This window comes from Mucilaginibacter sp. A5337, from assembly GCF_059690695.1.
In genome coordinates, this window is record NZ_JCAWEC010000002.1 from 343,072 (window position 1) to 367,695 (window position 24,624).

Genomic DNA, 24,624 nt, shown 5'->3' on the forward strand with positions numbered 1-24,624 from the left:
TATGTGTTATTATAACGGTCAACGAGTAACCAGAGCAGAGTATATCGAATTAAAAAGTTTGGCAAAGCCGGTGAGAAATTACCCCTTTTTAAATGTTGGTGTACACAATGGATTCAATTATGCGCCATGTGCCATCCTTGTACCATCAGAGAATAACAAAGATTTCGATATTGTTCAAGCGGAATGGGGCTATGTCCCCGGTTTCGTAAAGACCAGATCCGAAGCAAATATCTTTCGGGCAAAATACACAACGCTAAATTTTAAATCTGAGAATCTTTTCGTTAAGGAAGATGGTAAAAGGTCTATGTGGGCTGATGCTGCCAAAAACCGTCGTTGTCTCGTTCTGTCCACAGGAATAGTAGAATCGCGACACATTCCGAAGATTGGTAAGAAGGGCCAGGAACTTAAAGAAATGATCAAGTATCCTTATCAAGTTTCGTTAAAAGATCAAGAATACTTTTACCTGCCAGGATTGTATAATGAGTGGCTCGATCCTGAAACTGGACAATTTGTAAACACGGTTGCATTCGGAATTACTGATTCCAATACTGTTATGTCACAAATACACAATTCCAAAAAAAGGATGCCGTCAATCTTAACAGAAGATTTGGCCTGGGAATGGCTAATGGAAAAACCAAGCGAAGAACGTCTTTCACAAATTGCCCGTACTCAGATTCCATCAAAATTTTTGGAATTTTGCACCGTTGATCGCAACTATCGAACAACACTCGAAGTAACACCGTTAGAATATCCCGAATTAGCAGCAATAGATACAACCTTTGTCGATACTGAAGAATTACAATTCAATCATTGGCAAGAACTGCAAACGGTTAAATTTTAATGCAGCAAGATTTTGAAATAGGCAAAGAATATTGGCGGCCATGTGCGGAAATAATGATCATTCCGGATGGCAGAATTTATTATATTCCTGTTTTCGACCATCTTCATGCAGATAAGCAGTTTGATTTCCCTGATGAACATTACCATATAGATGGTCGATTTGAAATGGAGCCACGGATGAAACAGCAATTCAATTGCTGGGATGGATATACCGCAGCTGTTATTGTTCCCAACAGTTCTGCTTCATACAGCTTTCTTTCAATTTCGCAGACAAAAGTTAAATGCGAGCGATTAAACACTGGACTTCGCATACCTGATCATCCAACTGAAAAGCAGATTCCCAAAGTCGAAAAATATAATAATTGGTATAATTCTTATGTTGGAAAAAAATGTGAAGGAAGACTTTGCCCTCATTTTGGTACTTCAATGTTAGAAAAAGATGGGTTGTTAGTTTGCCCTATGCACAACTTGACTGCTGATCCTGAGACGCTTGAAGTTATCAAATATGATAAGTTTTAATATAGATTCAATCAGGCTCATTTAACCTACTTGCTACTTTTAATAAATAATGAAAACTTGAGTAGTCTACGTTGAACTTTAACCTTGTAAGAAGATAATCGCAACGCATATTTATCATATTTTCTTCATACAAAGCTTCCGGACCCTTAACAATTGTTCCGTCTAACATTACACTTTGCACTAAAGTATCAGCCTGTATCTCCGACAAAACCTGCACAAAATCTTCTTTTGCTTCCCAGCCCGAAGTACATAAGCGCAACTCTCTAAAGCTGTCGTGCGGAAAAATGTCAACATAAATTTCTCGCATCAGCTTTTCACCAATATCATCTATCAATTTTTCTTTAAAAAGGCTTCCATTATCAAAAATCCCCGCAATACATGCAGCATAACTTATAAATCGTTCCTTACTTCCGCTCCAGCGAAGTTGCCAAAAGGACGGGGAGAAGAAATTCTGCATTTCTGGATTATCACGTTCTTTTACCCTTTCTCTTATTTGTGCAATTGTATTGATCGCTACGAGTGCTTTGGCTTGATTTTCATCCTTAGCAAAGGCCATCAAAGTCGGCACACAAAACAAACCACCGGACTTGCCCAGGACAAAACAAATATTTTTGAAATCATCCTCCGAGTTTGAATGTCTAAGCGCCTCATGCAGAAATAGCTCATCTTTTTGATGGCTTTCGCTGTATCCGCTTAATAGCAGCTTAAGCATTACAAGATGTTTTTTAAAAAAAGCCATTATAAGTAAACATTGATAGTGCTGATTGCAAAACTAATTTACAAAAAAAGCAGGACTGCTGCCAGACCTGCTTCGTTGTATTAGTTATATACCTGATTAGCTCTTATTTTTTAGGATTTCCAGTTTTTCCTGTTCACTTTTTAATAAACGCTCATATAGTTCTACCACTTTATCCAAAGGATTAAAATTGCAAGTATTATGTGCCCCGATAGGGCCCTGGTTTATACTGTTATCACTAAAATTATTAAAATAATTAAATACGGCTTCTTCGCTAAAGTTTCGCACGGCGTCTGGCGTTACTCCTAAGATTTTTGCTATTCGTTCTAAAGCGTCATCCTCTACATCAGGGCTCTGCTCAATTTTAGAAACGGCTTGTTGACTAATACCTAATTCGGCAGCAAGTGTTTCCTGCTTCATGCCGCGAAGCTCACGCATACGACTGATTTTCTTTCCAAGATGTAAGGTGCTTTCTTCCATGGTCAAAAGTATTAATAATGGTAAATGTACAAAACAACCGATGATTTGTAAAATACAACCTTTCATGGTTCGATACACCATTTATCTCGAAGAACTTTGCCTAAGAAATCCCAGAAGAAGTGATGGGTTGCTAATTGAATAAAAATGGGTTAAACGATATTTTCAGATCATGGACATAACGCCTGAGACATTTTTCTACGAAATCCCTTTGGAAAACGACGAGATGATATTAAAGAAATCAGTGTTGTTTAGCCATTACCACCCTCCAGCGGAAGACAAAAGGTATTCAGACAGGGCATCGGTAAGGACTGCAAGTTTTGAAAAGGACATTTATAAATTATTGGTCGATTTGCCCAAGGAGAAAAAGCATAATTTATACGTACATATAGAGCGATCTCATTTATTTATTGCTTGTGAGTGCGGAATGCCGGAACATGCACTTTGTAAACATGCCTACTACGGTCTTTTTTACCTTATGCACTACAAGGACATGAGTTTAAAACCTTATTACTGGCCTGAATTACAACAGGAAATTGACGGTGGTTATAAATATATAGATGTTCATGCTTATGACCATCATGTGGACATCACCCCTAAAATTAAATATGGTAACCTTTACAAAATTGGTTTAGGGTTTTCATCTGATGATGTGTTAACATTTGATAATAAGAAAAGTGATACGATACCAGTAGGAAATAAAGAAATTCTTGGTTATGCTATTGTATATACGTCCGCTGGCAGGCGAAGTTCTCACTATACTTTTCTTAGTCCATTCGTAGCTAAGACGAGCAAAGACGGAAAATCAATAGTATCATACTACCGCTATTTGCGCAGAGATAGGCACTTTGTTCATGGTGTGGATATGTCCAATGAGCAGATAATGCTTAATGAAAGATGTTTCGATATGTTTGAAATATCCAAAAGCGCTTTTAAATCAGACAGTAATTTAAAAAACCTAAACTGGAGCGAGGTAATATTTCCTTTATTGTCTCTATGGCAAAAGGCAATGCCTAAGCTGCTTCAGCAAGAGAATATTGTAGCATGCCATAATTTTTTTGGTTTAAGATACTGGCAGGATAAACCTAAGAAAGCCGACATGCACAAATGCAAGTTATCACCCGACAAAATTTGCATAAGCTTCCTACTTAGAGAACGAAAAGAGGACTACACTTTGTTGCCGACAATTAAAGTCAATAATGAACGGTTAACTGACTTTGATAAAATATCACTCTTTGTAATTGATAAAAATAACTACAGCTTTTATCTCGTCAATTCTGTTCAAGATGAAGTTTTGCTCAACTGGCTGAAATTATTTGGCTATAAATTAACTATCCTAAAAGATCACATCAATGATTTTCAAGAGCGATTCCTTAATCAGATAAGTGAATGTTACGATGTTCAATTTCAATCATTTGGCTCCAAGCTTAAAAGAAAATATAATCCAACTATAAATATTAGTAGTACAGATAATGATTAAACCGGATAGTAATGTATTTCCATCAATGGAGGTGTACATTGAGGAAAGGACGAGATTGAATATTAATCTGCTGTATAGTTTTATGTTGAAGCGTATAGCGAAGGGGTACAGCTCGTTAGATGTTTCTTTTTTAATGGGCTATTCTTTCGATTTTATTAAATCTGTCGAAGAGCTTATGAACTTAGGCTTAGATTTTATAACTAACAACTTATATCTCCGAGCACTCCGGGATGACAATGACGGAATTGTATTCGATGATTTTGAAGCTAACGGAATTGTAACTTATAAGTTAGTTAGAATAACATATCCTGAACAGATTATTCACGAAGTTTTTAAAGTGTCTGATGAAGATGATCCAGAATTGATATTCAGGCTTTTTGAGATTAACCATCCTGTTAAGGCTCATAAAAATTTGCAAGGCCAAGAGGACAGGCGAATGTTGTTAACGAAGTTTATCGATCTTCTTTTTTCTTCTACATATTTCCTTTCACCAAGAGAGCCTATTTCAATTTTCAATAGGTGTCAAATAGCTGTTGACGGTGAATTGAAGCCCTATGAGCTTCGCGAAATCTTGTTTGACATGTGCAAAAAGAAGTCCTATCCAAAATTAAAGGCTAAGGAAGGTAAGGACGGTTTGACTTTCGAAAAAGTGTTCAAAATAGGTAATAAATCTATGTGAGTATGGAAATTATTGAATTAAAAGAGGTTGTAAACCAATTGGCTTTAAAGATTGGAATAGACAAGATTTACAGCATTGAATATTTTGAGGACGATATTACTTATCAAAATTTGCTGATTCTAACTTCTCCAGGCGAGGGAAGGAAGTTTGCTGAAATAGAACCTTTTATAAAAATGGTTTTAGTAGATCAGTATACGGTCTCTTTTAAGTTATACCGTTCAGATGAAGTTAGGCAGGCTATTTTGAATGGTAATATATATTTTTTCATCAGTTGTTCTGAAAGCAATCTAATTTATGACAGCACTCAAAAAAAAATAACACCTGAAATTTTATCGGCAAAGATAACCGACTGGAAGCATACAGTTTGTGAACGTTTTACTGCTTGGACTAATAAGACCACATCATTTTTGGTTGGAGCTGATTTTTATAACAATAAAGGTGATACGAATTTGACTGCATTTATGCTGCATCAGGTTTTAGAATTAACATATCGATCATTAATAAGTGCGTTGTTAATTAAGGAAAAAAAAACGCATGATTTAGGCGAATTGCAAGATTATGTTTTTCAGTACCTCCCTCAGCTGGGGAAATTGTTTAAAAAAGAGGTCCCCGAAGAACATGACATATTAAAAAAGTTAAACAAAGCATATTCTTCGGTTAGATATCAGCAGAACCATTTAGTCGATGATAAAATAATTCCCAAACTCTTTGAACGCGTGGAAACACTTCAGACTATATCGAAATGGACTATAGATATGATACTGGAACTGTTGGATAAAGAACACGAAAAAGCGTTAATGAGTGAATCGAAGGCAAGCGGTAATATCAATATCGGTGAAGTCCAGTTTATTAATATTACTAATGATCATCGTTTTTTTGGTTCATCAGGAAAATTTAAAAATGCTTTATCCCTGGTAGTTGAATATTTGTGCCCAGATTACATTTATGTGTTTGGTAATAATATTAACCACATAACAAAATGCAACTTATTTACAGTTGAGGAAGTAAATAACAGTATACTTCATTATGATCTTTTAGTTATAACGTCAAAAGCTAATGTTCATTCAACTAATGTCAATAATGCTATTGAGAAACTTAATGATATCACCGCGAATTTGTTAATACATTCTAAACAAGAGGTTTTAAGTAAACTGGAACGCGGAAACCCATTTTTTGTAAGAGTCATCGCGGAAGGGCAATTGGTTTATCAAAAAACAGAACAGAATGAATTGCTCATAGCCTTAAAATCCAGCGACCCAAAAAAGCCTTCAGACAAATACTACTATTCATCATCACGGCTTAAACGCTCATTGGCGTTACTCAAGGCAGCAAACGAGATCCGTGATGATGAATCAAACACTTCTGCGATGCTTTTTGCTTTAAGCACCGAACAAATCTGTCTGGCCTTATTATACACTTACATGGGCTATGTACCTAATATATATAGCTTATCGCATTTACTAAAAATCTGTAGAATCTTTTGGCCTGATGCGTATCCGTTTTTTCCAACTACAAAAGTGGGATCTGTTAACCTACTAAATCTTTTATCAAAAAGCATAACTGACGTCAGATACCATGTAGTCAATCCAATAAGTGCAGATAAATTCGAATTATTGGTATCACGTTGCAATTTGTTTATTGGATTAGCAGTGCAAAATTGCCAGACAGAATTAGCGAAAGATATTAAATTATTGAATCAATAATATGGAGCAAAGTCAAGGAATAACCATGCCATTAGATTTTAAAATTGCATGTGTAATTTATCATTTGAAGCAAGAAAAAGTACTTCAAACTTTTATTAACCACGTGTCGTTTTTTATGTCTCTAAGTACAGATTATCTGAGAGGCTATCGTGAAGCGACAAATACATTGGCAGAATTTTCATTTGAAAATATCAATTATAGTGCTTCCCCGGCTACGGCTGAAAATAGAGATTTCACGATAAAGTGCGTTCGAAACGTGATTGAAATAATTAAGAGGAATGGGATAAGCGCAGAAAAAAAAAGAAAAAAGTGCATTCCCATAGTGAGACAATTAAATCAGTCATTAAACCACCAAATAACAAAACCGAAATTTTATTTGGATGAAAATACTGTCTTGGAGCTATCCGACGACTTCCGAATTAGGTGCGAAATGCTTCAATATACACCGAAGCAGTTTTTAGAATATTTTATGTCAAAGATCTCCCTTGCAGACAGAGACGCAAGAATCGCACTAAACAAAATCAATGAAAATCCTGCTTTAGCTTTTTTTGAATTAGTTACACTCGGTTTAGGACGCAATGAGGATACGACAATTATAAATGGCGAAGCGCAGCAAGATTTTATAGATGAATATCAAACAATTAAATATGAATTATTTATTGTTCGCGACTTGGAGGAACATCGCGCGTTGATGGAACAATTTTACTTAAAACATTATCAAGAACTAATTAAAGCAATATAATATGGAATTTGAATATAAATCGGAATTACCGGAAGATTTTCAGCAACTATGTGATATTTTCCAAGTGCAGCCAACGGCTGTTGTTCAATCAATTTTGGATAAAATATCTTTTCCTTATTTCTATAGTCATATAAATGAAACAGGCAGATGGCCTACGTTTCTATTCTTGGAGTTACTCGACGAAAATTTTGATGAAAAAGAAATGGAATTTAATGAACCTTATCTCGAACGGATCAATGATGCAGTTAAAGCTAATTTAAGAGGCGGTATCGGTACACCTGAAACCAAATCAAAGACAGAGAAAGCTATCAGAAATGTTATGAGGGAATGGCATAAAAATCTTGCAAAGGCGAGAGCTAAATATCTATTGGATAATTTGCCGAATGAAGAATAGATTAGAATGAGGAATGACTTATCTCGTTTATTTTACGATGATTAGGATAAATCAGTAAGCCTTTAAAATTCTCCATTCGTTGACCGGAATATCTGATTTTTGAGCAAAGTCAATCGTACTCCAGATTTTGATTTCTTTGTCGATAAAAGAATAAAGTTTACGAATCCCCACTTCATGGTAGTTAAATGTGGTGTTAATACCATTTTTTACCAGCCAGTCCTCCCAAAACCCCTGGGGCGATAAAGGATGAATGTATACATCATCATCCCAATCATTGTTAAACCCAAAGACGAAACCGGACACTTCTACCTTGTTTTGATCGTCAGAATTTTCAGGCAAGGTTGTTAGTCTAAAATACACAGCGGGATAATGTCCGCCCTCAGTAAATAAATTGTCTACTTGTGTAAGTCTTCTATTATTTAATGCAAAGACATTTTCGGTAAGTAGCTCCACTAATTTTATCCATTGTAAATGGTCAATATAAATTAGCGGATTCCTGGGAGTTAATTTAATTTCCATGGTCTATTTTATTAAGGAACAGGCTATGCATAGCCTGTTCCTCATGATACAATTAAATGTGAACCTTCGCTTTACGCGACTGCTTTTTTGCTGGAGCATCCTCCTTTTGCTGCTCGCGTTGTTTTAGATTCCTTACCGGTTTTTGTTCAGTCTGCAGCAATTCTTCTCTTTTTATCTTCTTCATCTGATGATCGTAAAGGTCAACGGTTTTAAATTGAGGGTTTGCGGCGACGAAATACTTTTTATCACCGTCATTGCCGCTAACAGTGATCTGCTGCACGTTTCCTTTTTTAAGTGAATATAGTAGTTCCTCCTTTGCTTTTGGATCTTCGAGCTCTTTGATACCCTTACCGGCAATTACCTTTTCGACATCATAGCCGTAGTTTTCATGGTAATGCTTGATCCGCTTATTTCCGTTCTCGGTGAGATTTTTATCATCCAGCGTCAACCACGCTTGATACTTTTGCCCCTCCAAGTTGTAAAGCTGTTTGTGCACCGCGCGGCCCTCCATCAGATTGAAGGCTTCTTTGGCAGTAATGCCACTGCCTTTATTAATAAAAAAGGTTTGATCGATGTTCTTTGCTGGATCGTCCTTGTGGTTGATGGTCGCGTCGTATTTGTTAAAGAAATACATGTCCTGGTTATCACCAGCCTTGAAATGCAAAGTATAGTCAACAGTTTTTTGGTTAAACTCGTGTTGCAAGCCTAATTTAAATTCTGGTGTTTTAGCGGCCATTTCTTTGTCCAGTTCGGTATTCAATTTCTCGCCAAACCCCAGGTTTAACAGGCTTTTTTTTAGAAATTCAGCATTTTGAGTATTCATAACTTATAGATTAAAAATGAAATAAATGGTTAATTAAAGTGTATTGGCAGCTATTGCATTAACCGGCTGCTGCGCTGCCGGGGTGATTGTCTTTAAATCATCCAGATCTTTTTGTTTGACTTGCAGGTAAAGATGCCGGTTGCCATTCCGCTCGTATAATTCAATATTCAGCGCCTGATCTTCCGAAAGCGAGAAGCGGTGAAAGCCGAAAACTTTGGCAATCTCTTGTTTATGACCAATTGTAGTCTTTTTATGCAGGGTGGTAATTAATGGCACAATCTCCTGCTCGTGTGTTGCCATCCTTGCAACTGCTTTCAAGTCCCTGATATAGAACCGCACAAAATCAATTTCATAAGGCAGATTGGATTTATTACGTATGTCCATCCTGAAAAATATCCTGTTACCCGCAAGTGACAGTTTATCGATCCAGGCTTTTACACCGCCGGTTTTTTCGTGGTCTACTACGTCTTTGCGTTTTCCGGTAGCTAATTGTGCGATAACGGTATTGTAATTAAATTCAGCACCTTTGATTACCCTGATAGTCATTGGAGTTGCTGCATCAACATCAATCCTTCTTCCGGCACGTCCATAAGAATATTCGACCGGGATATGATAAACTTTGGCAGTATTAACATCCTGCACTTTAATGCGTGTAGGGGTAAAATTTGCATCAAGTGCTTTAATAGTGATCAGGGCGTCTTCCTTTTGAGTTACATCAAAATCAGATGTTGGCTTGCTGATTAGTTTAACCGCGGATTTAAAGAATAAGGCTGTGGTTTTATCACGGCTCACATAAGCCGTGTCCTGTGCATGGGAAACTGTTCCCCAGGCACCAAGAATGAAGATAATGAATGATTTTTTCATGGCATTTTGTTTAATTATCGCGGTCATTACTATCCTTTAAAAGGACTTCGTAACCGGCCTTTACTTTGACTTTGATCTGTTTAACCTTGTGGTTGAATAACCCTTTTGCGGCTTCAACACCCGCACTGGCGGCTTGTGCACCAACAGACTGATCCATGGACATCATCTGCATGGATTGAACCGCGTCGCCAACGCCGTTTTTTGCAGCATCTCTGCCAATTGAACCAGGCACATATAATCCTTCCATACCATCAAGGTCGTAAACGGTAAGTGCGACCGGCAAAATGTTATTCAGATAACGAATACTGGCAATTTTGATATCGAGGCGTTCATTGTTTAACGCGCAGGTGCCATAGACAAAACTTCCCTTCGGGATCATTTTGCCATTTACGTAAATGCCATCCAACAACCTTAATTTGATCACCGCACCGCTTACAAGGGTTTGGTCTTCATGCACAACCGCCTGAATGGTATTTCCTGCTTCAGCTGCGGTTGTACGGTGTTTTTTTGCTTTACCACCGCCACTGTAAGATGCGTAGCTTATCTGTGCTTTATCATTTCCGGCATTATCGTCTTCATCGTCATTGGATGCTGTTACTGCATACACGCGTCCGTGGTTTTTCATGGATTGATTTCTCAGCCGGTTATTGGCGTTGCCGGGGTTTTGTATGTCATTAATTTGTTGCAGCATCTGGGTTAACTGTTTCATTTCAGGATCATTGCCGCCGCCATTGCCATTCATGGCTTTCATCATTAATTCCAGCCGTTTTAGATCGGCAGAGGATTGCGGCAAGGAAGCGCCGCTGCCATAATTTGCCGGTTCCGGTTGATTGATCTGCTGATTGATAGCTGCAAGTTTAGCCTGGATTTTTGCTTCGTTGACATCGGCTATATTGGGACCACCAGTAAGGTTAGCGGTAGAGCGTTGTGTAGCAGAATCAACATGCTCGCCTTTGGCTGCATCCAGTCCCATTGATCTAACAAAACTTTCGCTAACAGCGCTATTGGCTGAACTTGCGGAATCCGTTTTGGCAGTTTGATAAACACCCATTTTATCCTGCGCTTTTTGATCTTTGAACTGCGCCTGCGGTAGCGTGGCATTTAGTCCGTGGGAATTGGTCTTTTCAAAGGCAGATGCCGATTGCCTGCCGCCACCTAATGCCCAAAAGGCCATTGTTAAAAATGGGATGATTAGCAGTGGTATGACCACTAAAAATTTACGCTCCTTTAGAAATTCAGGAGTATGCTGCGGCAATTGGCCGCTGTTCAATGCTGCATTCATGTTTTACTTTTTTTTAGTTAATGAATCTGTTAATTGACGTTTAATAAATTGGGGATCGGGAATGTCAGATGCCTGCCCGATATGGGCGGACGGATAGTTTTGCTTTAATTTCGGCAGGGTATAAAAGCTGCAAAACGAGGTGCTGATCAGTAAGATGGCCGTTAATAGCCCGATTGCAATAGCTATCTGTTTCTTTTGACGGGTAGAGTAAGTATTAAACCACTTGTTAAGCCCGTTTGAAAATCGAAATTTCATATTGATAATTACGTTTGCCAACATTGCCGCAACTTTGTCGGTCACTTGTGCTGACGTTTTTTTATTTGAAAAAATCATAGCTTCTAATGTTGAATGATGGTGTCTCTATTTGCTATGGTTTCCCAATGCTGTATTAAAAAACCATGCGGGTTGTTATCCGACCTGGCTACGTTCCTCAAATATCCCTGCGTGATCAGGCTGCGGTTTGCTGTCGAAGTAGCACGAATCAGCTTTTGGGTAGCAAAGCATTTGAAGTAATAGGGATATTGGTTGATATCTAACTGGATGCTATCAACCAATATCTGCTGACTGATATTGCCGGAAATCAGATTGTTGTAGTAACTCTTTTCCTTCAGGTCATTGTATTGATTTTTCGCGCTCTCATCAGCCAGGTACAAGGCTTTGCCGATATTAGCATCGATCACCTTTTCATCAGGATCAAGTGTAAAAAAATAATGATGGAACATGCGGATATGATCCCGTGCTTCCACAGGAATATTATCCTTTCGGTCTGCCGCAAAAGCTTCCAATGCTTTACCATTTGCTAATATGTAGATATGGCTGCCAGCGATATTCGCTGCCTGGTAGCTTTTGTAAAGCGCAAAACAGGATATAATGGTGCAAGCAGCTATCAAAAAGTAGCTAAATAGCTTGATATGCCTAAAAGCAGTTTCGATGTTTTTAAGATGTGTGAACATGATTTTATAATTATGGTTAATGACTATTTACCAGCGATTTTTTGTGCTTGCCCGCTTGCGGCGGCAGGTTGACTCTTTGCAGCGCTATCCCAACCTTCCATGAAATTTTTAGGCATATTGACTATGTTATTTGCACCGTTTATCATGCGTTCGCCTGTAGCAGATCCAGCCTGAACAGTAGCAGAACTTGTCATTGCAGTTACTTTCTGAAGCAAGCCATTCCCACCGCCTGCATTAACGATGTAGTTGGCTACGCTTGGCACGGTGAAGTAGCCGATGATGCCAATAATCAAAAAGATGAGATATGCGGTGTCGGTGGAACTGAAGAAAGTGTCTCCTGCACTTTGAACCTGGCTGATGTCGAGTTTCAGCATATTTTCCTGTACCTTGCCGATGATCGCACCGAAGATATTAGCAACTGGCAGCCAGAGGAATACATTGATATATTTTGCCAGCCAGACGGTTAAGGTATGCTGAAATCCATCGAAGACGGCCAAACCAAAAACTATTGGCCCCAATATGGCAAGAATGATAAGGTAAAAGGTGCGGATGGTATTGATACATAATGCTGCTGCTTCATATAGCACCTGCAATACTTCGGACATCCACTGCTTAACGGAATTGCGGAAATTGTAAGAAGCTTTGGACATAGCAAATTTCATATCGTTACCTACGCTTGCAAGCATCCCTTCGTTGGCTCCAGTGGGATCGTCGGGATGGGTGTATTTATACCATTTATCCCGGTCGCCATCACCATCAGCACCAACATACATTTGCCAAGTGTCGGTTTTTTCAACTGCCGCTTCTTTTGCTTTCAGTAATGCGGCAATGGCAGCGTCTGAATTTTGCACCATGCCACCCGTGGCACTTACGGTAGGCGACATGATTCCGTTAATAATAGCGATTACAGTTGGAAATAAGAGTATAGCCAAACCCAAAGCAAATGGCCGCATCAGCGGATAGAAATCTATTGGTTCCGCGCTCGCTATTTGCCGCCAAACCCGGCTGCCGATATACCATAATGCACCAAATCCGGCTATTGCTCTACCAACTCCTATGAGCTGGCTGCACATGGGCAGCATATCGTTATAAACGCTATTTAACGTGCCCTGCAAGCCCTGAATATCGGTGGCAAGTCCATCTGCTTTAGAAAACAAAGGAAAAGCTATCCCCGTTACCGCAAGAATTGCGGTTAAATAAACTTTCTTTTTCATAAAAATTGGGATTAGTTATTTATACCATAGAGCTGTTTCATCTTTCTGGTGTCGCCTGCATCCTTGCTGCGCTGGATATTCAGTAAAATTCCCTGCCGGTTAAAATGCCGAAGAAATTGAAGCTTATCAGAACTGCTGGCGTAGATGCGATCGATTGCCCGCATACGTTCATCGTCAGACATCCGCAATTTACCTGCGGTAAGAACATTAGTGAGTTCGTCCAAATTTTGCAGGCTTTGATTAACGAGTTGACTATACACATTACTCATATAATTTAACTCCCCGGCACTAAAAGAACCACTCTGTCTAAACTGCTTGTAAGCACTTTTATATTCGCTTATTAAGCTTGCTTGTTGGGTAATGATATCAGCCACCCGCCCATAATTTCTTACTGTCGGATTTATGGATAGCAATCCATTTAGGTAAACACTGTGCAGATCAAAATTACCCTTTGACAATTGAGAGATACTCCCATAGCCTTGCTGATAGATTTGGTAGCCCATCTTCATATCACTTAAAATACCTTTTAATTGGGTAAGCTTTTCAATATCCAGTATGAGCTGCTGCATTTCCTGAGCCTGGGCGTTTGCATGATTCGCAGAACCCAGGCAAATGAACAATACCGGTATAATAACCATATGCTTTAAATGCTTTTTCATACTTTACTATGTTATTGAATTCCGTAAATCTTTTTTTCAGAAACCACATTGTTGTTTTCCAGTACCCGCTGCACGGCGAATACTTTTACCTGATCGGCAAAGGCTGAAGCAAAACGGTAATTGTTTTGCATAGCGGAATGGATCACCCCGATATGCTTCAACCGTTCTTCATCACTCATTTTTAGTTTGCTATCGGTCACCACGTTTTGCAGCTCGGTGATCTGCTGATCACAATCTTTGAGCAACGCGGTTTTTACCTGAGTGATGTATTTTTTTTCGCCGCCGTTAAGGTTAGCGGTTTTATCCAGCGAAGCCATACGGTTTAGAATATCTTGTTGCCATTGTAGTATATCGTTAACCTGTTTATTATTCTTTACTACCGGGCTAACATTATTAAGATTGTTGTAGTAAGTAGTATGTAGCCCGTTCTCTGATTTGAGAGATCCGGCAATTGAACCCAGGCCATTATGAGCTATATTGTTGCCTGCTTTATAATAAGCAGCATACACCTGCAAGGCGGCTATCTGCTGTAACAAATATTTCTTTTGGGTACTTTTTTGCCTGAACCATTCCGCAAAGGTTTGCGCCCTTACCGTAGTCGCCAATGCTGACGCGGCCACTGTCATTACGGTGAATGCCAGTAACTTTTTGCTTTTTCGCCGTAGCTCATTTGCCCGGAGTTTAATTTGGTTAATTGATTCCATAAAGCTTCTTGATTGATTGGGTGTCGCTCAAATCTTTGCTGCGGGCCAGGCTTAATTGAATTCCCTGATTATTGAACTGGTGGAGGTCATTATAATTTTCATCCAAATGATCACTGGCCTTATTGATCAATTCAAGGCGCTGCTCATCCGTCATTTGAGTTTTAGCAGGGCTAACTACCAGCATAATTTCGTCCAGGTTTTTGACACTTGCATCTAATATCCCAGTGTACACTCGCTGCATATAATTTAATTCCTGAGGGTTGAAATGACTATCCTGCCGAAAAAGACTCCAAGCTCTTTTATATTCACTAACCAGGGCCGCTTGTTTTAAAGTAATATCCTTTATCCGCTGATATTTAGCTATGGTGGCTTTAATGTTTCCCAATTCAGTATAGTAACTACTGTATAATTGTCTTTGCTGCTCCGTCCAGCCCGAAATTTCCGTTAGCTTCGTTTTGGACATTTGATTTTCGATGACCTTTTGCGCGTTTTGCAACCAAATTGTTTTGTTCTGCATGCGCTGTACTTTCAGATCAATAGCTTTAATCACTTTGGTAACCGTAAGTTTAATTACCTCACCAATTACGAATTGCGCCTTTGCCTTTTGTATGGGCATTAACAAAATGATTAACATTACCAACGACGCTATTTTTACAGGTAAATTTTTCATAAAAGCCTCCCATATCCCTGTGTAATAACAGGAATTATTTAATGATATATAGGAAATGTTACTTGATTCTTTGGTACTGCGTATTTTTCAACGTTAAGGAATTTCCGTCTTTATTTGGGATAATCTGACGGCCATATTCGGTTTCTTCTAAAACCTGTTTGTCTTCATTCCAGGTTGATCGCCATTTTTCCGTTTTATACTCTTTAGCCTGGGTTACACCATTTCGTATTTTCTGAAAACCTGTTCTTCGCTCAATTTGAAAGCTATTTGTTGTCCCAGATGACGGTGTTATAATTAACGTATCTGAAGCTGTACTATAATCGCTTTTCGACTGATTTGTAAAAGTTCCGGAAAGGGTATTGTTTTGAGAGTTACTTTTGCACCCTATAAATGTGACAATCGTAAGGGCTATTATTATCAGTAATGCTTTCATAATTATAGTATTTAGTTTATGCTGCTTTTTCTAATTCTTCTCTAACAATTGCGGCAATGGCCAGCTTGACACTTCCAAACTTTTTTGTGTAAGCATGCACTTTTGCTTTTTCCGACGATTCAGTCGTGTAAGTCCAATATTCCTCCCGGCTTACTTCCGTGCGGTATACCTTTGAAAGCTGGCCGTTTAAGCTGATGAATACTTCCTTATATTTGAAGTTCTCGTCATTATTGCGGTTCATGCTCATGATGAGCGCCGTTTCTTTATCCGTAATGCCTAATAGCTGCTGTATTTTCGGAAAATCATTCTGATACTTCCGCTGGTCAAGTAAGATCTTGCAATCACTGTTATTGATGATGGCTTGCTTTACGACCGGCGAACTGATAATATCTTCGATGTCCTGGGTAACCACCAACGCTTCACCAAAATATTTGCGGACGGTTTTAAAAAGATATTTAATGTATTCCGCCATCCCTTCTCGTGCAATAGCTTTCCAAGCTTCTTCTATCAAAATCATTTTACGAACATCTTTCCCAAGTTTGCGCATTTTGGAGACGAAGGTTTCCATGATAATTAAGGTAACGACCGGAAATAAGATAGGATGGTCTTTGATGTTGTCCAGTTCGAAGACAATAAAGCGCCTTTGCAAAAGATCAAGATTTTCTTTAGCATTCAGCAGGTAAGCGTATTCACCACCTTTATAGTATGGTTTCAATACAAATAGCATGTTATCTATATCAAAACGTTCATCTTTAACTTTTGATTGCTTCATAGCTTCATAAAAGTCCCCGTTTAAAAAATCGTAGAAACTGTCGAAACATGGGAATATGTCAGGTTGCTTTTTCAATTTTTCATAGTAGTGATACAAGGCGTCTGATATAGCTACATACTCTGAACGCTGAACCCCTTCGTCTTCCTTTTTCCATAAAGCGAGAATCATGGCTTTGATACTTTCCTTTTTCTCAGTGTCCAGATAATCACCATCAGCAATGTAAAAAGGATTAAAACTGATCGGCTCGTCTTCGGTATAAGTGAAATAATAACCACCAACGAAGTCACAAAGTCCCTGATAACTATGCCCCACATCGACTAAAACCACATGGGAGCCTTGTTCAAAGTAGCTGCGAAGCAGGTGGTTAGTAAAAAACGACTTTCCGCTGCCAGATGGACCTAAGATAAATTTATTGCGATTAGTGGTTATTCCTTTTGTCATAGGGTCGTCGCTGATATCTACATGTACCGGCTTGCCCGATAAGCGGTCACCTAACCGAATACCACAAGGGCTGATACTTGATTGATAATTTGTTTCCAGGTTTAAGAAACAGGTGGCCTGTTCAACGAATGTATCGAAGGTGTCATTCATTGGAAAGGCGGCTTCATTACCTGGTAAGCCCGACCACCAGATTTGGGCAGCTCCATCGGTTTCCTGTTTCGGCTGTGCATCCATTTGAGCCAGTGAGGAACTGACCTTATTTTTGAGATCCTTAAGAAGTGAAGGGTTATCAGTCCAGGCTAAAACATTGAAATGTGCCTTTACCGGTAACCGCTGCTGGCTGATCGCTTCGTTCAAAAAATCGTGCGTAGCATCCCGGCCTATGGCATTCTCCCTGGAATAAGCGGAGAGCGATTGTAAGCGCAATTTTTTTGCTTCCAGTCTTTTGATCGTTTGCAGGCTATCGCCTATAAAAATATACTGGTTATACAAATGGTTGCATTTGAGCAACGTACCAATGGGCGTAGCAAAGCCTGTACTGAATTTCGTTTTATCTGTACTGTATTTATCGTAAGTGATTCTTGGGCCGCATAATGCTGGCAGGTCTTCTGCATCGCTGAGGGTATATAGCTGACAATGGTTATCACCAATCCTTATCTCGTCCTGGATATGGATATCCTTTAATACTGGCGCTTCGTTTGGATTAAGCAAAAAGCAATACTGTTCCAAAACACCTGCATGTTTTAATGTCCCGGCTAATTGATCATCATTTAGCCGGGATAAAGTGATTAAACCACTATCCTCTAACACCCGCACGAACTGGCCGGCGCTATCCTGAAAGTCTCTGAATAATTCGTCGCAAGTAGTTTGTACGGGGACAATACGTTTACGCATTAATGAACTTACTGCGCTCGAATGCTGTTTAAATTTATCAGGTTTTTTGGTTAAAAAGATATGGCAGTGATGGTGCAAAAACTCGCGTTCGTGAAAGTAGCGTTCACTGGAATGAGAAAGAAACGTCTTAACCTGCTGATGGCCTTCTTGAGCAAAAATAGCTTCATACCTGTCACTAATGAACCAGTCCTGCTTGTGGAATACCGTGTTTTTGGGTAGCAGCTTTAAAGCCTTAATAATTACCTCGTGAAAGGCCAGATATTCGTCATTTGACAGGGTAAAAATTTCAGGGAGGTTTACTTTATAACCAATGGTAAGATCGCCATTAGCGGAAACCATGGAGTTATGCTCCACCTTATATACAGGAAATACCTGTTCTGCTTTGCTGTGTGATGCCATGATTATTTCTTTAATTTTAAGAATAGATTTCTTGTAGTAAACTTCAAATGGTTGGGCAAATACCTTTTGGCCGCTTTCTTCATCAGGCCATGTTCTCCGTATTTATGGCTTAATTTAAATACCTGATAAAATAATGCGCTGCCTAAAACAGAAATGACCATAATGCAACTAATGACCGGCACCCCTACGATATACATAACTGCAAAGCCGATAAGCAACAACACCAATCCAATTGCCAGGTAGCCGATGTACTGCGCCTTAAGCCCTTTAAACTCGATAGGCTTGTTAATTCCCTTATTTATCTGATATAATGCCATGATACAGGTTTTATACTCCGAAAAATGACTTCAGTACTGTCGCAACTACTACCAGAAATATACAACTGCCAAACCAGCTTGAGGCAACTTTGCCAGTATCGTGTTCACCATCATTCCATTTTTTAAATACTTTGATAGCACCAACAAGTCCAACAATCGCCCCGATAGCATACATCAAACTTGTGCCCGTAGAGAAGTAACTTTTAACCTGCGTGGTGGCTGCTGTTATGCCTGAGTTACCATCCTGGGCATAAAGGCTCAGGCTAATAATTATTAAGGTGATTGTTGCTGCTAAATGCCTTAAAAAATTTACCGCTCTCGAACGGATTTGTGATTTTTGAGATTTCATAACTTTTTAATTTTGATGTTAATGGATAGTTTGCCTACGCCCAGTTACTCTGGAAGTCTGTTATGGCAACTGTGAATTTTAATTTGTCTTTGGAGATTTCTACCACGCGGTTTATTGCAGCAGGAAGGTCTATGTCCTCCTGAAAATTTTTATAAGAGCCAATAAGAATACCCACCAGGGTTAAGAACTCCTGTTTGTTGTCCACTTCTTTAAAAGCGTCAATCAGGTTACCAGCTTCAGCTACCAACTCTGTAGATGGGTCATTTTGAATGGAGGTAGTTTGGGGCTGTTCGAAGACGACTTCTTTAGGGTCGTCCGGCAAAACCTCTGTAAATCGTAAGTTTTGCATTTCGCTAATGGTTACCCCGTTATCCGGTTTAGCCTGGCCCATCACAGGAATAACAGAAGATTGACCGACCGAAAAGATTTCAGATTTTTGAGGCTTGCGGTTAAATAAATTACTTATTTCTTTTTGATAATACCTGAGAACCACATACAGGTAATAGGAAATAGTAATGATGACAATGGCTGCGAAATAGTGCTGCCAGGAAATAGAGGACAACATAATTGCTTTGCTTTAATCCTCACCGCACCATGCGGCGATTGTGAAAGCAAAGGTTGGAGTAGAAAAAATTATTTTTTCACCACCTATACCTAACTTAGGTGTTTTTTTTATTTAAATGACTGTAATATTCTGATAAACAGACATTTGTAATCAGCCAAATTTCAGCCTTTGTTGCGGCGTTGCTTCTTCGTTTAACTTTTCGTCAATACGTCTTAATAACGCCAGTTTAAGCTTATCTAAGAAAGCAGTACGTTCCTTTTTCCGTTTGACTATATCAAGGTATTTATGATAATATGAACCAAGATCAACGTGAAAGACAGTTTGAAAAAAACTCACTACAGTTTTTATTTCCATATTCCCGTTATTGAATACGCCCACAGCAACTAACGCATAGATTAACTCAACAAGATCTGTTTTATTGAAAGTCCATGTAAGGGGCAACTCAAGACCCATTTCTGGTGGTGTATCGTCATGTTCCAAGGTTTTTTGGAGTTCGAGATTTAAGAAGTCCTGATACTTTTCATTGGCAATGATTTTGGATAGCTTATAATCATGGCTGGTTGAATATTGTTCATCTTCCTCAAACTCTTCAAGATCAACATGCACATCAAAACCTCCTCGGGTGAAGTATAATTCATCCATTTGAGTTGATCCCGATCGATAATATTGATAAAATGTTTGATTGTGATCAAAAAAACGCTTGATGTCAGCTAATTCGTAATTGATGAAGTCTTTTAAAATACCCTCCCCGCCCGGAGGAGCCTGCATAATGAACTTATATACATTTATGAAGTAAATGTACTTGCTGTAGAATTGTGGCTTAAGAACTTTGAAAAAGTATATTTCTTCTTCCTTATTCTCGAAAGCATAACTTGAAATGTAGTTTTTCAACTTTGCCATTGCCTTTTTGCAAAGCTGTATAGACGTTTTGTACTGATCGGCTATGGAGTCACCGTTGATTGAAACTTCATTTAATTGATTTTCTAAAGCACTGTAAAGGCGTTCGGTATAAGTTCTCATATCTGTGATGTTGGCAAATTAGGTATATATTTATACGCAATTTAAGAATATGATGTTCCAACATACTTAACAGAAATGTAATATTTAGTTAATAATCAGCAACCTTTCGAATTTATGAACTTGAAAAAAATTATTTCTCATAAGCAATTACATTGGCAAGGATAATTTTTATATCGTCTTTTATTTGCTGATAATTACTCAAAATTGTTTCTTGGTCTATGTCCCGAACTTTAGGTATAGCTAAATAAGATTGCTCTTCGTTCCTGATAGCTTCATGATCGTTTTGTATTTCGTTGTGAAATGTTTTTAGGGATATCTTTTTGTCGGGATCGTCGGCAACCATTCCGACAAATTCTCCAGAGGATAATGAAGCAATTTTTGATGCAGGGATGGCATAATCCAATTGCGTTGATTTACTTACGGATGTGTCCTGGCTGTTGATGGAGATACTTTCCTTCTCCTGATTAATTTTACCGAATCTCTCCGATAGCTGTTTTGCAGTATCGCCCGTTACTTGTCCGAATACTATGTTGCCAACTATATTCAATATAACCTCTGCTTGTTCCCGCCCGTAATCCTTTTTAAGCTGACTGTAATCCTGCACAGCCAGTGTTACAGCAACTTTGTTTGATCGGGCTGTTGCAATCAAGTTATCAATCCCATTAAAATAGATCGTAGGAAACTCATCGTAAATCATGCTGCACTTTTGCTGATTTTTCCGGTTGACAAGCTTGTTGATCCGATTAATGTAAAGTGATAATACCGCTCCGTAAACTTGTGATTTTTGCGGATTGTTGGCAAGGCATACGATTTTAGGTTCATCTGGATTATTGATGTCCATAGAAAAGTCATTGCCGCTCAATACATAATACAGTTGTGGGGATGCTAACCGGGCCAGGCTAATCTTTGCGCTCGCAATTTGACCTTCCAACTGCTCGTACGCTTCATTCTGCCAGGCAGAAACAAAGGGGTTAATAAGCACTTCTATTTCCGGTTCTTGCAACAATAGTTCAAACAACTCCTTATATTCTACCTGCGCTAATTCGATAACATGAGGCAGTGTGCAATAGCGCCCACCTTCATATTTCTTTAGAAACCACATGATCGCTGTAATAAAATTTATTGGAGATTCAACGAAAAAGTCGCCTTGTTTTTTTATCCATTCACGGTTAAGTCCGAGCATGATCGTCCGGCTTGCATCTATTGCGTCAGTTATATCCATCATTGTATGCGGTTCTAAAGGATTAGCCCGATGCATGATATTTTCAAGATTAATAATGTATTGGGTTGGCGGTACTTTATATAGATGGCCATATCTCAGCAAAGCATTGTACACGATCTTGGTTAAATCATCATATTTAAAATCATACACCAACATGGTAAAGCCTTTTTGGATATGTTGAGTGATGATGTGTCGAATAACGAAGTACGACTTACCTGAACCTGGGCTACCACCAATTAATGTTCCTCTGAACGGATTTATTATGTTAATCCAGCTATTTCGGCTTTTTCCTTTCAGATTATATACCGCCGGTAAATTGATGGAGTATTCGTTTTCTAAAAGCCTTTCCTCTTGCGGGAAGGATTCATTTTCCTTATTGAATATATCTTTGCCCAGATTGATTTTTAACATTCTGAAAAGCAAACTAACCCCGGAAAGAAGCAGCATGTAACCTATTACTGTTGCACCTATATACAAAGTAGCTATTGTGGTCGCGGGGTAACGCATTTTAAGGAACACTGTACTAATAAAGTATAGTGATAACCCTACAATACAATAAATGACAACCCTTTTTGGCGTAATAGATTCATCCTTCTTTCCTTTGCTGCCAACCAGCGAAATCATTAACAAAACAAGCGAAGACAGTTTTGCATAAAGAACGTTAGCAAAAATTCCCATTTGCGAAATGGGCAATAGAATGCGGCTTAAGACTGGTTTTGTTAAACCTATAATCTGAAAGGCTGTAAAGCAACTTAGATAAAAATGTACTATTAAAATAGCAATACTTAAAAGCCTTGTAAAGTCTATTATCTTTCTAAGGGCTTGTTCGTTTTCACCTGTTTGCATAATGGTAAATTTTAAAGTGAGTGACCTTTTCTTTTCTTCTTACGCTTATTTTGTTGAAGCCTGCTGATAGCAGCCATATCCTGCTGTTCTTCCTTAAATAATATGTTTAGCAGTGATTCACCGTCACCACCAGTTGAGTATGAGCCTGAAAAATTGTCAGGGTTATGGGGGGCTTGAGAGCTGCTATTTTCATTTTTGAAAACTGATATACTATGCGTTGTTTCCTCGTTTTTAAACCAATTTATTAATGACGCGGCACTGTAAGTTTTACCTAAGTCGCTGCCGTTAAACACGGATTTAGACCCGTGATCAACGAATGTTATTCCGTACAATCGGCCTTCTTCATTTTGCCTGAAAATGACCTGAATTCCGTCTGCTTTCAACTTGTTTTGAAACGCAGATTTTGAAACAGGTGAGAATAATACCTTGTCAACCTTTGATTTTAACTGTTCTTTTAATGGCTTTCGTAAAACCTCATTTAACCGAAACCGGTCTTCAAGCGCTTTCAAAGTTGGCTTGCCGTAGATACTACTTGCCTTAATCGGCACGCCAATTTTATTACCTTTTGTATCAAGCACCCAATAAACTAAGCCGTTCTTTTCATACATTCTTGAATCTTTAGAGCCGCGATCAGCCGTGACATTGTATTGATTTAGTACGGCATTCAGTTCAGGAATACTGGTAAATTTGTAGGCTTTCACTACTTCGTTGACTACATTAGTGATTGATCTTTTAGTTTCTGACTTGCCATAATTTAACTGCTCTAATGGTCTGTTAATAATTTTTTGCTGTTTACCCTGATCTTCCGCCTTCACCAAATTGTACGTTAATTCAACCTGTTTCCTTGCAGCTTCAGATGTCCTGTTTGCCAGTAAATGAAAGCTGATACGTTTTCCGTCCGGCTCAATATTCGTGGTTACAATATGCAGGTGGGGGTGTCCGGCATCATGATGTTGGTAAACCAAATAAGGCTGTTTACCAAAACCCAAACCCTCCATGTAGTCGTCAGCAATTTGCTGTAATACATCTTTTTCCAGATTTTCGCCGACTGCAAAATTCAAAGACACATGCAAAGCATTTACGAGCGTACGTTCATTTCGATTAGCAAGGTCTGTAAGTCGTTGCAGCTTATCACTGAACTTTAAATTAGCCGGATCTTTCAGATAGCCTGGGGCTGAAACTAACTCCGCTTTGCCAATCCTGACTTTATGTTCGTTGTAATTTATTGCACCGCTGATGCTTCTCCCGGTTTTAATTTTTGCGACCATAATTCTGAAAAGCTTTGCATACGTTCTTTGATCTGATGGATTGCGGGATCGACCCTGCTGCCAATTATGGAAAGCAGACTTAGCCATAAACGGTTATCCGCATTTCCATGCGAACTATTAATTTGGCGAACTGCCTGGTTAAGATTATTACCGATTGCATTTAACTCTTTTCGGAGTAATGAAAGTTCCTCTAACATTTCATCCATCGACTTATCGCGGTATGTAACAACTACCGGTTTGCTTAATAATATGCTTCTGCAATACTCACTTAATTTGTTAAACCGTGTCTTTTTAAATGATGTATATATATACTTGTACTCGGCAGGTTTCAGCCTTGTAAGTAAAGTTTTTGATCTGTTTTCATCCTGATTTTCCATACCTCTTGTCTTATAAAAATCTGACTTTGGAAGATTTTACCATGGCCCCGGACTGACTTCGGAAGGGAGGGCAAGATTTCGTTTGTAATACAAACGTTTATCTTGCTGATTGCTGAAAAGAGGCAATCTCATCCCTTAAGACCTCTTTATCCTGCAAGCATTCAGTTAAGACCTTAATCATGTTGACTCTTCAATTTGGCATCTAAAAAGAATTTTAAAGCATCTATACTAATGTCCTTTAAAGATTGATCATGCTCAACGCCGTAAGACTTCATGCGCTTTAAAAGCGCCCTGGGAATCCATACATTTAACTGCGCCTCTTGCTCTTTAACTGCTACACTTTGTTTAATTGGGTGTACTTCCTGTATGGGCGTTTTAGGAGTGTCCTTCTTAAGCTTGTCCGCTAACCCACCCAACTTGTCTTTGTAATCTGCCATGGTAATACCTATATATTAAAACTTCT

29 protein-coding genes are annotated in these 24,624 nt (G+C 38.8%); 7 read left to right on the plus strand and 22 right to left on the minus strand.

What is annotated here, in order from left to right; translation table 11 throughout:
• Window position 1 precedes the first annotated feature (1 nt).
• Together AC59JO_RS06300 and AC59JO_RS06305 are read left to right on the plus strand one after the other, a co-directional pair.
• Entirely contained in the window at window positions 2-841 is an 840-nt protein-coding gene (locus AC59JO_RS06300; RefSeq protein WP_497304165.1) for an SOS response-associated peptidase, read from the plus strand.
• Window positions 841-1,359: a hypothetical protein gene (locus AC59JO_RS06305; RefSeq protein WP_497304167.1), complete on the plus strand. Its 519-nt coding sequence runs from the start codon at window positions 841-843 to the stop codon at window positions 1,357-1,359. Before AC59JO_RS06300 ends, AC59JO_RS06305 begins: the two co-directional genes overlap by 1 nt.
• A gap of 7 nt (window positions 1,360-1,366) precedes the next feature.
• On the opposite strand, the gene AC59JO_RS06310 is transcribed toward AC59JO_RS06305, so the two are convergent.
• The gene (locus AC59JO_RS06310) at window positions 1,367-2,071 is read right to left on the minus strand and encodes a hypothetical protein (RefSeq protein WP_497304169.1); all 705 of its coding nucleotides are present in this window, start codon (window positions 2,069-2,071) and stop codon (window positions 1,367-1,369) included.
• Between the two features lie 123 nt (window positions 2,072-2,194).
• A complete protein-coding gene (locus AC59JO_RS06315) occupies window positions 2,195-2,575 on the minus strand; it encodes a helix-turn-helix domain-containing protein (RefSeq protein WP_066002082.1) in 381 nt (126 codons plus the stop codon).
• Between the two features lie 169 nt (window positions 2,576-2,744).
• Between AC59JO_RS06315 and AC59JO_RS06320 the strand changes: the two genes are divergently transcribed.
• The 5 genes from AC59JO_RS06320 (at window position 2,745) to AC59JO_RS06340 (ending at window position 7,570) form a co-directional block, all read left to right on the plus strand.
• Window positions 2,745-4,052: a hypothetical protein gene (locus tag AC59JO_RS06320; RefSeq protein WP_497304171.1), complete on the plus strand. Its 1,308-nt coding sequence runs from the start codon at window positions 2,745-2,747 to the stop codon at window positions 4,050-4,052.
• Between the two features lie 82 nt (window positions 4,053-4,134).
• On the plus strand, window positions 4,135-4,731 hold the full coding sequence (locus AC59JO_RS06325) for a hypothetical protein (protein WP_497304173.1): 597 nt from the start codon (window positions 4,135-4,137) through the stop codon (window positions 4,729-4,731).
• A gap of 2 nt (window positions 4,732-4,733) precedes the next feature.
• Window positions 4,734-6,434 carry a HEPN domain-containing protein gene (locus AC59JO_RS06330; protein ID WP_497304175.1) on the plus strand — a complete coding sequence of 567 codons (1,701 nt, stop codon included), beginning with the start codon at window positions 4,734-4,736 and terminating at the stop codon, window positions 6,432-6,434.
• A gap of 1 nt (window position 6,435) precedes the next feature.
• Window positions 6,436-7,176 (plus strand): hypothetical protein, encoded by a 741-nt coding sequence (locus tag AC59JO_RS06335; protein WP_497304177.1) that lies wholly within the window; start codon window positions 6,436-6,438, stop codon window positions 7,174-7,176.
• A 1-nt stretch (window position 7,177) separates the two neighbouring features.
• Complete coding sequence (locus AC59JO_RS06340; protein WP_497304179.1) at window positions 7,178-7,570, plus strand: hypothetical protein; 393 nt, start codon at window positions 7,178-7,180, stop codon at window positions 7,568-7,570.
• A gap of 51 nt (window positions 7,571-7,621) precedes the next feature.
• Here AC59JO_RS06340 and AC59JO_RS06345 read toward each other — a convergent pair whose 3' ends face one another.
• From AC59JO_RS06345 to AC59JO_RS06440, 20 genes are all read right to left on the minus strand, one after another.
• Window positions 7,622-8,089 (minus strand): hypothetical protein, encoded by a 468-nt coding sequence (locus tag AC59JO_RS06345; protein WP_497304181.1) that lies wholly within the window; start codon window positions 8,087-8,089, stop codon window positions 7,622-7,624.
• A 52-nt stretch (window positions 8,090-8,141) separates the two neighbouring features.
• Complete coding sequence (locus AC59JO_RS06350; RefSeq protein WP_497304183.1) at window positions 8,142-8,912, minus strand: hypothetical protein; 771 nt, start codon at window positions 8,910-8,912, stop codon at window positions 8,142-8,144.
• Window positions 8,913-8,945: 33 nt separating this feature from the next.
• A complete protein-coding gene (locus AC59JO_RS06355; protein ID WP_497304185.1) occupies window positions 8,946-9,776 on the minus strand; it encodes a DUF4138 domain-containing protein in 831 nt (276 codons plus the stop codon).
• 10 nt (window positions 9,777-9,786) lie between these two features.
• Window positions 9,787-11,058 carry a conjugative transposon protein TraM gene (traM, locus tag AC59JO_RS06360; protein WP_497304187.1) on the minus strand — a complete coding sequence of 424 codons (1,272 nt, stop codon included), beginning with the start codon at window positions 11,056-11,058 and terminating at the stop codon, window positions 9,787-9,789.
• Window positions 11,059-11,061: 3 nt separating this feature from the next.
• Window positions 11,062-11,313 (minus strand): hypothetical protein, encoded by a 252-nt coding sequence (locus tag AC59JO_RS06365; protein WP_497304189.1) that lies wholly within the window; start codon window positions 11,311-11,313, stop codon window positions 11,062-11,064.
• Window positions 11,314-11,396: 83 nt separating this feature from the next.
• Window positions 11,397-12,011: a conjugative transposon protein TraK gene (gene traK / locus AC59JO_RS06370; RefSeq protein WP_497304191.1), complete on the minus strand. Its 615-nt coding sequence runs from the start codon at window positions 12,009-12,011 to the stop codon at window positions 11,397-11,399.
• Between the two features lie 23 nt (window positions 12,012-12,034).
• The gene (gene traJ, locus AC59JO_RS06375; protein WP_497304193.1) at window positions 12,035-13,225 is read right to left on the minus strand and encodes a conjugative transposon protein TraJ; all 1,191 of its coding nucleotides are present in this window, start codon (window positions 13,223-13,225) and stop codon (window positions 12,035-12,037) included.
• 11 nt (window positions 13,226-13,236) lie between these two features.
• Window positions 13,237-13,884: a TerB family tellurite resistance protein gene (locus AC59JO_RS06380; protein ID WP_497304195.1), complete on the minus strand. Its 648-nt coding sequence runs from the start codon at window positions 13,882-13,884 to the stop codon at window positions 13,237-13,239.
• Window positions 13,885-13,895: 11 nt separating this feature from the next.
• On the minus strand, window positions 13,896-14,588 hold the full coding sequence (locus AC59JO_RS06385; RefSeq protein ID WP_497304197.1) for a hypothetical protein: 693 nt from the start codon (window positions 14,586-14,588) through the stop codon (window positions 13,896-13,898).
• Entirely contained in the window at window positions 14,575-15,138 is a 564-nt protein-coding gene (locus AC59JO_RS06390; protein ID WP_497304199.1) for a conjugal transfer protein TraI, read from the minus strand. The genes AC59JO_RS06385 and AC59JO_RS06390 overlap by 14 nt, the downstream gene beginning before the upstream one ends.
• A gap of 178 nt (window positions 15,139-15,316) precedes the next feature.
• Window positions 15,317-15,691, minus strand: a complete 375-nt coding sequence (locus AC59JO_RS06395) for a hypothetical protein (RefSeq protein WP_497304201.1) — start codon at window positions 15,689-15,691, stop codon at window positions 15,317-15,319.
• Window positions 15,692-15,707: 16 nt separating this feature from the next.
• Entirely contained in the window at window positions 15,708-18,197 is a 2,490-nt protein-coding gene (locus AC59JO_RS06400; protein ID WP_497304203.1) for a TraG family conjugative transposon ATPase, read from the minus strand.
• Window positions 18,198-18,199: 2 nt separating this feature from the next.
• The gene (locus AC59JO_RS06405; protein WP_066002119.1) at window positions 18,200-18,514 is read right to left on the minus strand and encodes a DUF4133 domain-containing protein; all 315 of its coding nucleotides are present in this window, start codon (window positions 18,512-18,514) and stop codon (window positions 18,200-18,202) included.
• A gap of 10 nt (window positions 18,515-18,524) precedes the next feature.
• A complete protein-coding gene (locus tag AC59JO_RS06410; protein WP_497304205.1) occupies window positions 18,525-18,863 on the minus strand; it encodes a DUF4134 domain-containing protein in 339 nt (112 codons plus the stop codon).
• Between the two features lie 34 nt (window positions 18,864-18,897).
• Window positions 18,898-19,428: a hypothetical protein gene (locus tag AC59JO_RS06415; RefSeq protein ID WP_497304207.1), complete on the minus strand. Its 531-nt coding sequence runs from the start codon at window positions 19,426-19,428 to the stop codon at window positions 18,898-18,900.
• A gap of 150 nt (window positions 19,429-19,578) precedes the next feature.
• Complete coding sequence (locus tag AC59JO_RS06420; protein WP_066002125.1) at window positions 19,579-20,448, minus strand: RteC domain-containing protein; 870 nt, start codon at window positions 20,446-20,448, stop codon at window positions 19,579-19,581.
• Window positions 20,449-20,578: 130 nt separating this feature from the next.
• Complete coding sequence (gene mobC / locus AC59JO_RS06425; protein ID WP_497304209.1) at window positions 20,579-22,516, minus strand: conjugal transfer protein MobC; 1,938 nt, start codon at window positions 22,514-22,516, stop codon at window positions 20,579-20,581.
• A gap of 11 nt (window positions 22,517-22,527) precedes the next feature.
• Window positions 22,528-23,784: a relaxase/mobilization nuclease domain-containing protein gene (locus tag AC59JO_RS06430; protein ID WP_497304211.1), complete on the minus strand. Its 1,257-nt coding sequence runs from the start codon at window positions 23,782-23,784 to the stop codon at window positions 22,528-22,530.
• Window positions 23,739-24,161, minus strand: coding sequence for a plasmid mobilization protein (locus AC59JO_RS06435; protein WP_497304213.1), 423 nt, complete (start codon window positions 24,159-24,161; stop codon window positions 23,739-23,741). The genes AC59JO_RS06430 and AC59JO_RS06435 overlap by 46 nt, the downstream gene beginning before the upstream one ends.
• A gap of 173 nt (window positions 24,162-24,334) precedes the next feature.
• Window positions 24,335-24,598 carry a hypothetical protein gene (locus tag AC59JO_RS06440; RefSeq protein WP_497304215.1) on the minus strand — a complete coding sequence of 88 codons (264 nt, stop codon included), beginning with the start codon at window positions 24,596-24,598 and terminating at the stop codon, window positions 24,335-24,337.
• Between the last annotated feature and the right edge of the window lie 26 nt (window positions 24,599-24,624).

Bases quoted from the DNA above. Each gene is read 5' to 3' on its own strand.
- AC59JO_RS06300 (WP_497304165.1), top strand. From the start codon at position 2: ATGTGTTATTATAACGGTCAACGAGTAACCAGAGCAGAGTATATCGAA.
- AC59JO_RS06305 (WP_497304167.1), top strand. From the start codon at position 841: ATGCAGCAAGATTTTGAAATAGGCAAAGAATATTGGCGGCCATGTGCG.
- AC59JO_RS06310 (WP_497304169.1), bottom strand. From the start codon at position 2,071: ATGCTTAAGCTGCTATTAAGCGGATACAGCGAAAGCCATCAAAAAGAT.
- AC59JO_RS06315 (WP_066002082.1), bottom strand. From the start codon at position 2,575: ATGGAAGAAAGCACCTTACATCTTGGAAAGAAAATCAGTCGTATGCGT.
- AC59JO_RS06320 (WP_497304171.1), top strand. From the start codon at position 2,745: ATGGACATAACGCCTGAGACATTTTTCTACGAAATCCCTTTGGAAAAC.
- AC59JO_RS06325 (WP_497304173.1), top strand. From the start codon at position 4,135: ATGTTGAAGCGTATAGCGAAGGGGTACAGCTCGTTAGATGTTTCTTTT.
- AC59JO_RS06330 (WP_497304175.1), top strand. From the start codon at position 4,734: ATGGAAATTATTGAATTAAAAGAGGTTGTAAACCAATTGGCTTTAAAG.
- AC59JO_RS06335 (WP_497304177.1), top strand. From the start codon at position 6,436: ATGGAGCAAAGTCAAGGAATAACCATGCCATTAGATTTTAAAATTGCA.
- AC59JO_RS06340 (WP_497304179.1), top strand. From the start codon at position 7,178: ATGGAATTTGAATATAAATCGGAATTACCGGAAGATTTTCAGCAACTA.
- AC59JO_RS06345 (WP_497304181.1), bottom strand. From the start codon at position 8,089: ATGGAAATTAAATTAACTCCCAGGAATCCGCTAATTTATATTGACCAT.
- AC59JO_RS06350 (WP_497304183.1), bottom strand. From the start codon at position 8,912: ATGAATACTCAAAATGCTGAATTTCTAAAAAAAAGCCTGTTAAACCTG.
- AC59JO_RS06355 (WP_497304185.1), bottom strand. From the start codon at position 9,776: ATGAAAAAATCATTCATTATCTTCATTCTTGGTGCCTGGGGAACAGTT.
- traM (WP_497304187.1), bottom strand. From the start codon at position 11,058: ATGAATGCAGCATTGAACAGCGGCCAATTGCCGCAGCATACTCCTGAA.
- AC59JO_RS06365 (WP_497304189.1), bottom strand. From the start codon at position 11,313: ATGAAATTTCGATTTTCAAACGGGCTTAACAAGTGGTTTAATACTTAC.
- traK (WP_497304191.1), bottom strand. From the start codon at position 12,011: ATGTTCACACATCTTAAAAACATCGAAACTGCTTTTAGGCATATCAAG.
- traJ (WP_497304193.1), bottom strand. From the start codon at position 13,225: ATGAAAAAGAAAGTTTATTTAACCGCAATTCTTGCGGTAACGGGGATA.
- AC59JO_RS06380 (WP_497304195.1), bottom strand. From the start codon at position 13,884: ATGAAAAAGCATTTAAAGCATATGGTTATTATACCGGTATTGTTCATT.
- AC59JO_RS06385 (WP_497304197.1), bottom strand. From the start codon at position 14,588: ATGGAATCAATTAACCAAATTAAACTCCGGGCAAATGAGCTACGGCGA.
- AC59JO_RS06395 (WP_497304201.1), bottom strand. From the start codon at position 15,691: ATGAAAGCATTACTGATAATAATAGCCCTTACGATTGTCACATTTATA.
- AC59JO_RS06400 (WP_497304203.1), bottom strand. From the start codon at position 18,197: ATGGCATCACACAGCAAAGCAGAACAGGTATTTCCTGTATATAAGGTG.
- AC59JO_RS06405 (WP_066002119.1), bottom strand. From the start codon at position 18,514: ATGGCATTATATCAGATAAATAAGGGAATTAACAAGCCTATCGAGTTT.
- AC59JO_RS06410 (WP_497304205.1), bottom strand. From the start codon at position 18,863: ATGAAATCTCAAAAATCACAAATCCGTTCGAGAGCGGTAAATTTTTTA.
- AC59JO_RS06415 (WP_497304207.1), bottom strand. From the start codon at position 19,428: ATGTTGTCCTCTATTTCCTGGCAGCACTATTTCGCAGCCATTGTCATC.
- AC59JO_RS06420 (WP_066002125.1), bottom strand. From the start codon at position 20,448: ATGAGAACTTATACCGAACGCCTTTACAGTGCTTTAGAAAATCAATTA.
- mobC (WP_497304209.1), bottom strand. From the start codon at position 22,516: ATGCAAACAGGTGAAAACGAACAAGCCCTTAGAAAGATAATAGACTTT.
- AC59JO_RS06430 (WP_497304211.1), bottom strand. From the start codon at position 23,784: ATGGTCGCAAAAATTAAAACCGGGAGAAGCATCAGCGGTGCAATAAAT.
- AC59JO_RS06435 (WP_497304213.1), bottom strand. From the start codon at position 24,161: ATGGAAAATCAGGATGAAAACAGATCAAAAACTTTACTTACAAGGCTG.
- AC59JO_RS06440 (WP_497304215.1), bottom strand. From the start codon at position 24,598: ATGGCAGATTACAAAGACAAGTTGGGTGGGTTAGCGGACAAGCTTAAG.